This is a genomic window from Chitinasiproducens palmae (genome assembly GCF_900095735.1).
In the GTDB taxonomy this organism is placed as follows: Bacteria; Pseudomonadota; Gammaproteobacteria; order Burkholderiales; family Burkholderiaceae; genus Chitinasiproducens; species Chitinasiproducens palmae.
In genome coordinates this window covers 95,371-108,199 of sequence record NZ_FNLO01000007.1, presented here as the reverse complement: position 1 = coordinate 108,199, position 12,829 = coordinate 95,371, and the positions used below count along the sequence as shown (strand labels likewise).

General features: G+C 67.4%; 7 protein-coding genes. 6 read left to right on the top strand and 1 reads right to left on the bottom strand.

Going from position 1 to position 12,829, the window contains the following annotated elements; genetic code table 11:
- Positions 1 to 216 precede the first annotated feature (216 nt).
- From BLU54_RS12815 to BLU54_RS12805, 3 genes are read left to right on the top strand one after another with little or no spacing between them, the layout of a single operon-like run.
- On the top strand, positions 217 to 1,530 hold the full coding sequence (locus BLU54_RS12815) for an MdtA/MuxA family multidrug efflux RND transporter periplasmic adaptor subunit (RefSeq protein WP_091908822.1): 1,314 nt from the start codon (positions 217 to 219) through the stop codon (positions 1,528 to 1,530).
- Between the two features lie 23 nt (positions 1,531 to 1,553).
- A complete protein-coding gene (locus BLU54_RS12810) occupies positions 1,554 to 4,766 on the top strand; it encodes an MdtB/MuxB family multidrug efflux RND transporter permease subunit (RefSeq protein WP_091908821.1) in 3,213 nt (1,070 codons plus the stop codon).
- A gap of 8 nt (positions 4,767 to 4,774) precedes the next feature.
- A complete protein-coding gene (locus BLU54_RS12805; protein ID WP_091908818.1) occupies positions 4,775 to 8,164 on the top strand; it encodes an efflux RND transporter permease subunit in 3,390 nt (1,129 codons plus the stop codon).
- 358 nt (positions 8,165 to 8,522) lie between these two features.
- Here BLU54_RS12805 and BLU54_RS12800 read toward each other — a convergent pair whose 3' ends face one another.
- Positions 8,523 to 8,801 carry a hypothetical protein gene (locus BLU54_RS12800; RefSeq protein ID WP_091908816.1) on the bottom strand — a complete coding sequence of 93 codons (279 nt, stop codon included), beginning with the start codon at positions 8,799 to 8,801 and terminating at the stop codon, positions 8,523 to 8,525.
- A gap of 137 nt (positions 8,802 to 8,938) precedes the next feature.
- Here BLU54_RS12800 and BLU54_RS12795 point away from each other — a divergent pair, with 137 nt between their 5' ends.
- The 3 genes from BLU54_RS12795 to BLU54_RS12785 all read left to right on the top strand — a co-directional run bounded on the left by BLU54_RS12795 (position 8,939) and on the right by BLU54_RS12785 (position 12,392).
- Positions 8,939 to 10,054: an NAD(P)/FAD-dependent oxidoreductase gene (locus BLU54_RS12795; RefSeq protein WP_091908813.1), complete on the top strand. Its 1,116-nt coding sequence runs from the start codon at positions 8,939 to 8,941 to the stop codon at positions 10,052 to 10,054.
- A 458-nt stretch (positions 10,055 to 10,512) separates the two neighbouring features.
- The gene (locus BLU54_RS12790; RefSeq protein WP_091908810.1) at positions 10,513 to 11,250 is read left to right on the top strand and encodes a PIG-L deacetylase family protein; all 738 of its coding nucleotides are present in this window, start codon (positions 10,513 to 10,515) and stop codon (positions 11,248 to 11,250) included.
- Positions 11,247 to 12,392: a glycosyltransferase family 2 protein gene (locus BLU54_RS12785; RefSeq protein WP_235837944.1), complete on the top strand. Its 1,146-nt coding sequence runs from the start codon at positions 11,247 to 11,249 to the stop codon at positions 12,390 to 12,392. Before BLU54_RS12790 ends, BLU54_RS12785 begins: the two co-directional genes overlap by 4 nt.
- The last annotated feature ends 437 nt before the right edge of the window (positions 12,393 to 12,829 follow it).

Below are 12,829 nucleotides of genomic sequence, written 5' to 3'. Positions count from 1 at the left end.
GCGCCGCTCGAAGGCACTTGCAGCCACCTGAGGCCACCTGAAGCCGTCTGAAGCCGCGTGGCGACCCGCTGTCGGGTCGCGCGCCGGGTCGAGCGCGGTTCGCCAGAGCAGGCTATTGTAACAAGATGGAAATGGACGCCTGCCACGGAGCCACGTAGGATTTCGGTTTCCCAGGCGCAGGCAGTTCATACCGCTTCCCCACGCTCACCGTCCCGAATGCAGAATCCTGATTCCGAACGCGCCGTGCCTCCCGTGCGCCGGCGACCGCGCCGTATCTGGCTGATCGTCGTCATACTGTTGGTGATCGCGCTCGTCGCCTTCCTGGTGCTGCGTGGTCGCAATCACGCTGCACCGGGCCGAGGCGGTCACGGTGGCCGCGGTGGCCATGGCGCCGCCGCGATGGCCAACGTCGCGCAGCCGGTGCGGGTCGCGAAGGCGACGCGCGCCGAGGTCCCGATCGTGAAGTACGCGCTGGGCACGGTCACGCCGCTGGCCACCGTCACGGTGCGTTCACGGATCTCCGGGGAACTGCTCTCGCTCGGCTTCAAGGAAGGCCAGCACGTCAAGCGTGGCGACTTCCTCGCGCAGATCGATCCGCGCCCGACCCAGGCGGCGTTGGCGCAGGCCGAGGGCAACCTGGTCCGCGACCAGGCCCTGCTCGAACAATCGCGGCGCGATCTCGAACGCTACAAGATACTGCTGGCGCAGGATTCGGTTGCGCGCCAGACCTATGACGACCAGGTTTCGCTGGTCAAGCAGCGCGAGGGGACGGTCAAGACCGACCGCGGCGCGGTCGAGGCGAACCGGCTCGACCTGCAATACGCGCGCATCACCTCGCCGATCGACGGCCGTGTCGGCCTGCGTCAGGTCGACGTCGGCAACTATGTGCAGACCGGCGACACGAACGGCGTGGTCGTGGTCACCCAGACCGCGCCGATCAGCGTGCTCTTCACGCTACCCGAGGACGACGTGAACCAGGTCATGGCCCGGGTGCGCGCGGGCGCGTCGCTCTCGGCCTCCGCCTACGACCGCGCGAACACGCGCGAACTTGCCCTTGGGCGGTTGATCAGCGTCGACAACCAGATCGATACCTCGACCGGCACCGTTCGTCTGCGCGCGAGCTTCGAAAATCGAGACGACGCGCTGTTCCCGAATCAGTTCGTGAACGTCCGGCTGCTGGTCGACACGCTCCGCGACGTGATTGTCGTGCCGGCCACGGCGGTCCAGAACGGCTCAATCGGCAGCTTCGTCTATGTCGTCAAGCCGGACAACACGGTCACCGTCCGCAAGGTCAAGACCGGCCTGACCGACGCCGAGCGCGTCGTCATCAGCGAAGGGCTGGCCGAAGGCGACACCGTCGTGGTCGACGGCGTCGATCGCCTGCGCGAAGGGGCCAAAATCACGGTGCCGGGGACGGCGGCCGCGCCCCCGGCCTCGTCGGCAGCCGCAGCATCGGGCGCCAGCGGCAGCGGAAACGGAAGCGGCCATGGCCGGCGGCCAGGCACGGGCGCAGCGCGTCCGGCGCCCTGAACAGGCGGCCCGGTCAGCGCCCGATGAATCCGTCACGTCTCTTCATCCTTCGCCCGGTCGGCACGGCCTTGCTGATGGCCGCGATCCTGCTGGCCGGCCTGGTCGCCCTGCGCTTCATCCCGATCTCCGCGTTGCCGGTCGTCGAGTACCCGACGATCCAGGTGCGCACGCTGTATCCCGGCGCAAGCCCGGAGGTCATGACCACCTCGGTCACCGCGCCGCTCGAACGCCAGTTCGGGCAGATGGCCGGCCTGAACCAGATGTTCTCGCAGAGCTCGGCCGGCGCATCGGTGCTGACGCTGCAATTCGACTTGGGCCTGTCGTTGGACATCGCCGAACAGGAGGTGCAGGCGGCGATCAACGCGGCGGGTAATGTCTTGCCGTCCGACCTGCCGGCGCCGCCGACCTACGCCAAGGTCAACCCGGCGGACGCGCCGATCATGACGCTCGCGCTGACGTCGCCGACGATGCCGCTGACCGAAGTGCAGAACCTGGCGGATACGCGGCTCGCGCAGAAGATTTCGCAGGTGGCGGGCGTCGGTCTGGTGACGCTGTCGGGCGGTCAGCGTCCGGCCGTCCGCGTACAGGCCAATCCGCGCGCGCTGGCCGCCTATGGACTGGCGCTGGACGACCTGCGCACGACCCTCGCGAGCCTGAACGTGAACACGCCGAAGGGCAGCTTCGACGGGCCATCGCGGGCGCTGACGATCAACGCGAACGATCAGATTTCCAGTCCCGACGAATATCTGAACTCGGTCATTGCCTATCGCAACGGCCGGCCGGTGCGCCTGTCCGACGTCGCGACCGTGGTGCAGGGGGCCGAGAACAACGAGCTGGGCGCCTGGATGAACGGCACGCCCGCGATCATCATCAACGTGCAGCGGCAACCGGGCGCGAACGCGATCGCCACCGCCCGCGATATCCAGGCTCTGCTGCCGCGCCTGCAGCAGAATCTGCCGGCGGCGCTGAAGGTGGATGTGCTGACCGATCGAACCACCACCATCAAGGCGTCGGTGCGCGACGTGCAGTACGAGCTGGCGCTGGCGATCGTGCTCGTCGTGCTGGTCATCTACGTGTTCCTGGGCAGCGCGTCGGCGACGCTGATCCCGAGCCTGTCGGTGCCGCTGTCGCTGGTGGGCACGCTGGGCGTGATGTACCTGTGCGGTTTCTCGCTGGACAACCTGTCGCTGATGGCGCTGACGATTGCGACCGGCTTCGTCGTCGACGACGCGATTGTCATGATCGAGAACATCACGCGCTATCTGGAGGAAGGCCAGACACCGTTGCAGGCGGCGCTGAACGGCGCGCGACAGATCGGCTTCACGATCATCTCGCTGACGGTCTCGCTGATCGCGGTGCTGATTCCGCTGCTGTTCATGGCCGACGTGGTAGGCCGGCTGTTCTACGAATTCGCGGTGACGCTGGCGGTCACCATCGTTATTTCCGCCGTGGTCGCGCTGACGCTGGTGCCGATGATGTGCGCCTACGTGCTCAAGCCGCCCGAGGCGCGGCCGCCGAGCCGCTTCGCGCGCGCCACGCATCGCACGCTCGACCGGGTGATCGGCGGCTATGGCCGGCTGCTCGACCGCGTGCTGCGGCGCCAGGGCCTGACGCTGATCGTTGCGGTGTTGACGCTGGTGGCCACGGTGCTGCTCTACATCGCCGTGCCGAAAGGCTTCTTCCCCGTACAGGACACCGGCGTGCTCGAAGGCGTCTCGGAAGCCGACCAGACCGTCTCGTTCCGCGCGATGTCGCAACGCCAGCAGGCGTTGGCCGACCGCATCCTGGCCGATCCGGACGTAGTCAGCCTGTCGTCATTCATTGGCGTGGACGGCAGCAATGTCGCGCTGAACGCCGGCCGTTTCCTGATCAACCTGAAGCCGCGCAGCGAACGGAGTGCCTCGGCCAGCGAGATCATCCGGCGCATCAATCGCTCGGTCAGCGACGTCTCCGGCATCGGCCTGTTCCTGCAACCGGTGCAGGACCTGACCATCGATTCGACCGCGGGCCGCACACAGTACCGCTTCATCCTGCAGAACGCCGACTGGGCGGCGTTCGACACCTGGCTGCCCCGTCTGCTCGAAAAGCTCGCGACGCAGCCGGCGCTCGCCGACGTGAGCAGCGACCTGCAGCAGAACGGACGCTCCGTCTACATCACGATCGACCGCGCGAACGCGGCTCGCTTCGGCATCACCCCGGCCACGGTCGACAACGCGCTGTACGATGCGTTCGGCCAGCGCATCGTCTCGACGATCTATACGCAGTCGAACCAGTACCGCGTGATTCTCGAAGTCGACCCGGCGCTCAAGTATTCGGCGGACGCGCTGAAGTCGATCTGGCTGCCCGGCAGCGGCAGCGCGCAAGTGCCGCTCACCGCGATCGCGTCGATCGAGGAACGACGCTCGCCCCTGGTGATCAACCATCTCGCGCAGTTTCCGGCGGCGACCGTGTCGTTCAACCTGGCCCCCGGCGCGTCGCTGGGCGAGGCCGTCGACCAGATCCGCGAAGCCAGCGAGGCCGTCGGGCTGCCCGCCTCGTTCACCAGCCGCTTCCAGGGTGCGGCGCTCGCCTTCGAGGCGTCGCTGAGCAACGAACTGTTCCTGATCCTGGCGGCCATCGTCGCGATGTACATCGTGCTGGGCGTGCTCTACGAGAGCTACATCCATCCGGTGACGATTCTCTCGACGCTGCCCTCGGCCGGTATTGGCGCGCTGCTCGCGCTGATGATCGCCGGTCACGATCTGGACATCGTCGGCATCATCGGCATCGTGCTGCTGATCGGCATCGTGAAGAAAAACGCGATCATGATGATCGACTTCGCGCTGGATGCCGAGCGCAACGACGGCCTGCCGCCGCTCGAAGCGATCCGGCAGGCCTGCCTGCTGCGCTTTCGGCCCATCCTGATGACGACTTTGGCCGCGCTGCTGGGCGCACTGCCGCTGATGCTCGGCCACGGCGAGGGTTCGGAATTGCGCCAGCCGCTGGGACTGGCGATCGTCGGCGGCCTGATCGTCAGCCAGTTGTTGACCCTGTTCACCACGCCGGTGATCTACCTCGCCTTCGACCGCCTGGAGCGGCGCGTGTCGCGCCGCGGCCGCGGTGGCCACGATCGCCGCGATGGCGAAGGCGGCCATGACGGCAATGACGGCAACGACGGCCAAGCCGGCGACCGACGCGGCGCGGGCCTTGACGATGGTGGTCCGGCCGATGGCACGCCGGCGCCCTCGCCGCGCTGAAGGTCGTCATGACGAACTGGTCGCGGATCTTCATCTACCGCCCGATCGGCACGACCCTGCTGGCGATCGGCCTGGTGGTGGCCGGCTTCTTCAGCTACTTCAAGCTGCCGGTGTCGCCGCTGCCGCAGGTGGATTTCCCGACCATCTCGGTTACGGCCACGCTGCCCGGCGCGAGCCCCGAGACGGTTGCAACCACCGTCGCCAGTCCGCTGGAGCGATATCTCGGCGCCATCGCGGACGTCAGCGAAATGACCTCGATCAGTTCGCGAGGGTCCGCGCGCATCACGCTGCAGTTCAACCTGAACCGCGATATCGACGGCGCGGCGCGCGACGTGCAAGCCGCGATCAACGCGGCACGCGTCGACCTGCCGGCCGCGCTGCGCAGCAATCCGACCTACCGCAAGGCGAATCCGGCCGCCGCGCCGATGTTGATCGTCGCGCTCACCTCGCAGACGCTGGACCGTGGACAGCTGTACGACTCCGCGGCGACAGTGATGCAGCAGTCGCTCGCGCAGGTGCAGGGGGTCGGCGATGTCAGCATCAACGGCAGCGCCCTGCCCGCGGTCCGGGCCGAACTGAACCCGAACGCCCTGTTCCATTACGGCATCGGCCTGGAGGACGTGCGCGCCGCCCTCGCCTCGGCGAATGCCGACAGCCCGAAGGGCGCGTTCGACATCGGCGCGCAGCGCTTCCAGCTGTACACGAACGACCAGGCCCGCGAGGCTCAGCAGTATCGCGATCTGGTGGTCGCCTACCGCAACAATGCGGCCGTCCGTCTGTCGGACGTCGGCGAGGTGGTCGATTCGGTCGAAGACCTGCGCAACCTCGGTCTGGTCAACGGCAGTCCGGCCGTGTTGGTGATGATCTACGGCCAGCCGGGCGCCAATGTGGTCGACACCGTCGACCGCATCAAGACCGTGCTGCCGACGCTGCGGGCGTCGCTGCCGGCCGCCGTCGACATGACGGTGCTCGGCGACCGCACGGTGAGCATCCGGGCCGCGCTGCTGGACACCGAGATCACGCTCGCCATCGCGGTGCTGCTGGTGGTTCTCGTCGTGTGGGCCTTCCTGCGCGACTGGCGCGCGACGCTGGTGCCGGCGGTGGCGGTGCCGGTGTCGATCATCGCGACCTTCGCTGGCATGTACCTGTTCGACTTCACGCTCGACACGCTGTCGTTGATGGCGTTGACGATCGCGACCGGCTTCGTGGTGGACGACGCGATCGTCGTGCTGGAGAACATCGCGCGGCATGTCGAGAATGGCCGGCCGCGCATGCAGGCCGCCTTGCTCGGCACGCGCGAAGTCGCGTTCACGGTCGTCTCGATGAGCCTGTCGCTGATCGCCGTGTTCCTGCCGATCCTGCTGATGGGCGGTGTTGTCGGGCGGTTCTTCCGCGAGTTCGCGCTGGTGCTGTCGCTGGCCATCCTGGTATCGCTGATCGTCTCGCTGACGGTCACGCCGATGATGGCGGCGCGTCTGGTTCGTCCGCCGCGCCCGCGCACCGATGCGCAGCAGCCGGCGGCAGCGACGCCCGATGCGCCGGCCCGGCCGCCGAAGGACGCCGGCAGGCCTGACGCGGGCGCGGCCGGCAAGCCCCGCGACGGCCGTTTCCGGATCGCCCGGCTGCCGCGGCTGCGGATGCGCGACGGCTATGCGCGCACGCTGCGCATCGCGCTCGACCATCCGCTGCCGGTCATACTGGTGCTGCTGGCCACCGTCGCGTTGAACGTCTATCTGTTCATCGCGATTCCGAAGGGCTTCCTCCCGCAGCAGGAGACCGGCCAGCTGATGGGCGGCATCCAGGCCGACCAGAACATCTCGTTCCAGGCGATGCAGACGAAGTTCACGCAACTGATGAAAGTCGTCCAGGACGATCCGGCCGTTGAAACCGTCACTGGCTTCACCGGCGGCCGCGGCGCGAACACCGGCTTCATGCTGGTCACGCTCAAGCCGATGGCCGATCGCAAGCTGTCGGGCGACCAGGTGGTCGCCCGGCTGCGCCCGAAGCTCTCGACGACGCCCGGCGTGCGGTTGTTCCTGCAGTCCACCGGCGACATCCGCGCGGGCGGCCGCGCCGGCAACGCGCAGTACCAGTACACGCTGCTCGGCGATTCGTCGACCGAGCTCTACACCTGGGCGCGCAAGCTCGAACAGGCGCTGCAACAGAACAAGATGCTGGTGGACGTCAGTTCCGATGTCCAGCAGGGCGGCCTCGAAGTCAACATCCAGATCAACCGCGATGCAGCCGCGCGCTATGGCATCACGCCGCAGCAGATCGACAACACGCTGTACAGCGCGTTCGGCCAGCGGCAGGTCTCGACGATCTACAACGCGCTGAACCAATATCACGTGGTGATGGAGGTCGCGCCGCCCTATTGGCAGAGCCCCGAGACACTCAAGCAGATCTTCGTCAGCACCTCGGGCCGCACCAGCGGCAGCGCAAGCAGCAACCTGACGTCGACTTCCAGCACTACCAGCAGCACTACAGCCACCACCACGGCCGGCGACACGGCCGGCACGCAGGCGGCGCAGGCGGCGGCGGCAGTCCGCAATGCCGCCACCAATGCGATCGCCTCACGCGGCAAGTCGGGCGCATCGACCGGGGCGGCGGTCTCGACCAGCCGCGAGACGATGGTGCCGCTGTCTGCGTTCGCGCAGTTCGGCACCAGCACCACGCCGCTTTCGGTCAGCCACCAGGGTCCGTTCGTCGCCACCACGCTGTCGTTCAATCTGCCGCCGGGCGTAACCCTCGACAACGCCTTCCAGGCGATCCGGCAGACGATGGACGAGATCGGCGTACCCGCGACCATCCAGGGCAGCGCCCAGGGCACCGCGCAGCTCGCGCAGCAATCTCAATCGGACATGCCGTTGTTGCTGCTGGCAGCGCTGGCCGCCGTCTACATCGTGCTGGGCATCCTCTACGAAAGCTATCTGCACCCGGTGACGATCCTGTCCACCCTGCCGTCCGCCGGCATCGGCGCGCTGCTGGCCCTGATGCTGTTCAACTCCGAGCTGACCATCATCGCGTTGATCGGCGTGATCCTGCTGATCGGCATCGTGAAGAAGAACGCCATCATGATGGTGGACGTCGCGCTCGACATCGGCCGCGAGCGCAGCGTCAACGCGCGCGAAGCGATCTTCGAGGCCTGCCTGCTGCGCTTCCGCCCAATCATGATGACCACGATGGCCGCGCTGCTCGGCGCGCTGCCGCTGGCTTTCGGAAGCGGCGAAGGCGCCGAGCTGCGTAGCCCGCTCGGCATTTCGATCGTTGGGGGTTTGGTGGTGAGCCAACTGCTCACGCTGTACACGACGCCGGTGGTGTACTTGCTGCTGGAGCGGCTGCGCGAACGGCGCGGCGGGCGTCGTCACCGGCTCGATGCCAGCGGGCGGGAGGCGTGAAAGAAGCTCGGGTCGGCCGTTAGGCCGCGTCGCCCGGCAATCTCGGACGGCTGTACGCGTCAGGAACGCGACAGGTCAATCGTTAGCTGCGTCGTTCGCTGCGGCGGGCGCCGCAGCTGGGCGCCGCGGCACATGACAGCCATGGGTGGGCCGCGATGCGCGATCGCGCCGTCGAAGCATGCGGCCGCTGCGGCGGACGCCGCTTCCGAGCGGTCACGCGCTTGCTACCGGGATCCAGTAAGGCACGGTAAGACACGCGACGCAGTGTGAAGCAGCGCAACGGACCACTGCAGGCGGCCCGAATGGTCTACGCTCACCCGGTCACACCGCCGAGCCGGTCAGGCGAGAACCGTCGCGGTCAGGCCAGAACCGTTGCCGCCGGCGAGGCCTGCTGGCGCACGACGCCTGCCATCAGCTTGTCGCCGAGGTCGCGCGCGCACGCCATGCCGGCTTCCAGCGCATGGGAAGCCGCCGCGCTGCGATCGGCGAAAATACGGTCGGCGATATCCTGGTAGAAAACCACGCGTTGCGACCCGCCTTGGGTCACCGTCACGACGTAGGCCGAACACCATTGGTTCTGAGCCTTCGCCGTATCGATCGTCATCACTGCCAGGGCCCCGACCTTGCCGATAGCCATGCGCTCGCCTCGGTTTTCTAAGTAATGGTTTGTTGCCGAACGCTACCATGACAAAATGACATAACACAATTGGTTACAACTCGCTCTTACACGGTTTGTCGCAATTTCACCAAACGCTTGAATCATCCGGAATTTCGATGCAGGACGACGTCTTCCCCCAGCAGGCCGAGCAGACCGCCGATGTGCTGATCATCGGCGCGGGACCTGTCGGGCTTTTCGCCGCCTTCCAGGCGCAGGTGCTCGGTCTCTCGTGTCGTATTCTCGACACACTTTCAGTACCGGGCGGCCAGTGCATCGAGCTGTATCCGGACAAGCCTATCTTCGATATTCCGGCCGTGCCCGTCTGCACCGGGCGGGAACTGGTCGAACGACTGGTCGAACAGATCGCACCGTTCGACGTGCCGATGCATCTGGGTGACGAAGTGGTCGCATTGCAGGACGCACGCGGCACGACCAGCGAAGACGCTAACGGTGGCGCGCTGGCAGCGGACGAAGCGGGGGCCGCGCCACGCTGGCGTGTCACCACCGCAAGCGGCGCGAGCTTCGTCGCGCCAGCCGTGCTGGTGGCAGCCGGCGGCGGCGCCTTCGTGCCGCAGCGTCTGAACGTGCCGGGCGCCGAGGCGCTGCACGGCTCGCATCTGCATTATTCGGTGCGTCGTCTGGCCGATTTTGCCGGGGCGAACGTCGTGGTGGCCGGTGGCGGCGATTCGGCCCTCGATTGGGCGTTGGCGCTGCGCGGCACCGCCGCCAACGTGACGCTGGTGCATCGCCGCGCGGCGTTCCGCGCCGCGCCGGAAACCATCCGGCGACTGGAGGCCGCCAGGGCCGCGGGCGAGATCGCGTTCGCCCTCGGTACCGTAAGCGCCTTGGACGCGCCCGACGGGCGGCTCCGCGCCGTCACGATCAGCGGGCCGGAGCAGCCGTCGCAAGTGGCTGCCGACCATGTGATTGCATTGTTCGGGCTGGTGGCACAACTGGGTGCAATCGGCGACTGGGGGTTGAAGGTCGAGGCCTCGCGTCTGGTTGTCGACTGCCACCATTACGAGACATCCCTAGCCGGCATTTTTGCGGCGGGCGATATCGCCGGCTACCCGAACAAACAAAAGCTGATCCTGTCCGGCTTCCACGAGGCGTCGCTGGCCTTGCGCCGCGCCTATCGCTATATCCATCCCGAGCGAGCCCGGACCGCCGTGCATTCGAGCAACGATCGGCGATTGTCCGAGGCGATCCTTGGTCAGGACGGCAGCGCCTGAAGCGACCGCCGGGCACCGGGCGACCGTCCCGTCGGCCGGCGTGCTCGTACCGCCATCTGGCCCGGCGAAGCGTCGCACCGCGTACAACTGCCAAAGCGATCCAGCAACCGTGTAAAAACCGGCCGCGGGTCGGCACCAGGGACGTGCGAACGGAGGTTGCAAGCAAGCTGCAACGGCCGCAGGCGAGCACGGAGCAGTCAACGATGCCCGCCAGTCGGCAACCTCGCCCAGCCAGCGCGCCGGTCTCATGCGTGGCCCGGGGCGACGTGCGTCCAGGCCCGGACACCCGGGCCTCGGCGGCTTTCGCGGCTGCAGCGGCTGCTCGGACAAAATCCGCTGCCTCGGGGAACGGGCGCATTGGCAGCCGACTGCCCGCTCGTGGCGCTGCTTGTGCCTAGTCGCGCGGCACGCGACTTGCTGCCTCAGCCCTCGCCCGCAATTACCGACGCGCACATCGAATGGCCGAGACACCTGACCGCCTGCTGCTCATCTCGCCGCACTATGACGACGGTATCTTCAGCTGCGGCGAACTGCTCGCGTCGCACGACGACTGCGTGGTAGTCACCGTGTTCACCGGGGTACCGTCCGATCCGGGTTTGTCCACCGACTGGGACCGCGCATGTGGCTTTCGCACCAGCCGGGAAGCGATGGTCGAGCGGCAGCGTGAAAACGAAGCGGCGTTAGACCGCGTGGGAGCGGTAAGCGCGAACCTTGGTTTCTTTGACAGCCAGTACGAACAGACGCCGAGCGTGGAAGCAGTCGCCGCCGCGCTGGTGCGGGCGATCGATCGCTATCGTCCGACCTGCGCAGTGACGCCGCTTGGCCTGTTCCACTCCGACCATCTTCTGTGTGCGGACGCGGCCTTGTCTGCCTTCGAGCGCGTGCCCTCAATCGGCACCGTCGCCTATGAGGACGCGCTCTACCGCCGCATGCCGACGCTCGCCCAACGCCGCCTTGCAACGTTGCTGGCGCGCGGCATCGGCGCCACCCCCGCCTTCGTCTACGAGACACCAGGCGACCGTGCGCCCGCGGCGGAAGCCGACCATCGTGCGCGCTGGCGACAGCAGAAACGCAGCGCGGTCGGTGCCTATACAAGCCAGCTGAAGGCCTTCGGCAGCGGCGGCTACGACGACGTGGACGCGCCGGAGCACTACTGGCACCTGCGCAACATCGAAGCGAACAAGGACGAAGCATGACCGAAACAGTGACGTCCCGCCGCGCACAGGGCAGCACTCTCCCCGACTCGACGACCATGCTCGACGATGGCCTGGCCTTCGGCGAACGAGGCAATGCCGGCGCCGATCAGGCGGGGACAACGTTGCAACCGGCCGTCTCGACGACGCCCGCCGCGCCCTGGCATGCGAATGCAGCGGCCGGCCCGGCGCCGCTGCGGGCTGCGCGGATTTCGGTCGTCGTATTGACCTACAACCGCCTGCACGAAGTGCAACAGACGGTCGCGCGCTTGAAAGCCCTGCATCCGGCGGTACCGCTGATCGTGGTCGACAACGGTTCGTCCGACGGCACGGCCAAGCAGTTGCAACGTCTCCATCCGGACATCACGGTCGTCGCGCTACCGGAAAACCTTGGTGCGGCAGGCCGCAATGCCGGGGTGGCACGCGTGACGACCGACTATGTGGCGTTCTGCGACGACGACACCTGGTGGGCCGCCGGTTCGCTCGAGACGGCCGCGAATCTGCTCGACGCACATCGCGAGATTGCCGTGCTGTCCAGTGCGATCGCGGTCGGCGCCAGCGAAGCCGAAGACGAGACCTGCCGCTTGATGAGCGCCAGCCCGCTCGCCGCCGAAGGCATGCCGGGGCCGCTGCTGATTGGCTACATGGCCGGCGCTTCGGTGTTCCGGGTTTGCGCGTTCCGAGAAGTCGGTGGCTACACCGATCGCTTGTTCATCGGCGGCGAGGAAGAACTGGTCGCGCTGGATCTGCTCGAAGCCGGCTGGTCGATCGTATATGCGCCGATGCTACTGGTTCACCACCATCCATCGGCTTGGCGCGACGCGCCCCGCCGCATGCGGCTGCTGGCGCGCAACGCGGTCTGGGTCGCTGCGATGCGCTTGCCGTTCGGCACCGCGCTACGCCGCCTAGCCCGCGCGCTGCGCGTGATGGCACGGGAACGCGTCCTGTGGCGGGGCCTGCGCGACTTGTTCGCCGGTTTGCCCTGGGCACTGCGTCAACGCCGCCGGGTCTCAAGGCGGGTGCAGTCGATGCTGGACCGCGTCGCGGCCAGCGAGCGCGACGGCCGCGGGGTACGGACCACCGCTCAAGGCAGGTCGGACTCCGTCACTGGCGGCCGAAGCGCGCGCGACGCCTCGACCGCCTAGCACACGGCGGCGCAGAGTTGCTTGACACCGCGGGTCCCGCCGGGCAAAAGCACGCTTGGCGCGCTCGCCGAGTACGCGCGTCACGTCAGATATAAGGCTGCAAGCGCCATCGCTGGCCATCGCCGCCGACGCGGCACGGCTCATCACGCGCATGCGTGCGCCAACGCACGGTCACGAGCGCGCGGTTCGCGTACGGCTGTCTAGCGGCACCTCGACGTTGCTTCGACACTCTCGGCGCGTGCGCGTCCGCACACTGAAGCCAACCGCGCATTGCGCGCATTCTGGTTCAGCCGAGCGCCGGTTTTCTTTCGATCCGCTAACGAAGCCACAATTTCAACGGCACTTGTCTTGAGCGCCGACGCGGTCCCGGTAGCGTTCGATTTACGCGTCACGTTACCGCCGTGTTCATTTCAGGACCAAGTGCGTGGCCGCGTGCG